This window comes from Streptomyces beijiangensis (assembly GCF_017315755.1).
GTDB lineage: Bacteria > Actinomycetota > Actinomycetes > Streptomycetales > Streptomycetaceae > Streptomyces > Streptomyces beijiangensis.
Genome location: NZ_JAFLRJ010001443.1, coordinates 1 through 339 on the forward strand (window position 1 = coordinate 1; position 339 = coordinate 339).

General features: G+C 72.6%; 1 protein-coding gene. It reads right to left on the reverse strand.

Annotated elements, in window-relative coordinates:
• On the reverse strand, window positions 1–339 hold a 339-nt coding region (locus tag J0695_RS42195; RefSeq protein ID WP_206970086.1), incomplete at both ends, for a HAMP domain-containing protein.

Genomic DNA, 339 nt, shown 5'->3' on the forward strand with positions numbered 1-339 from the left:
TCTCCTCGCTGCGGGTGAGGAGTTCGATGTTGGTGCGCAGGGAGGTGAGCGGGGTGCGCAGTTCGTGGCCGGCGTCCGCTATGAGCTGCTGTTGCAGGTCGCGGGAGCTGGCCAGGGCGGACGTCATGGAGTTGAAGGAGCGGGAGAGGCGGGCGACCTCGTCCTCGGCGTCGTCCTCGACGGGGATGCGGATGCCCAGGTCCTCGGTGCGGGCCACCTCCTCCACGGCCTCGGTGAGTTCGTCCACGGGGCGCAGGCCGGCGCGGGCGACCGCGAGACCGGCGGCGGCCGCGCCCAGGACGCCGACGCCGGAGACGAGGAGCAGGATCAGCGCGAGGT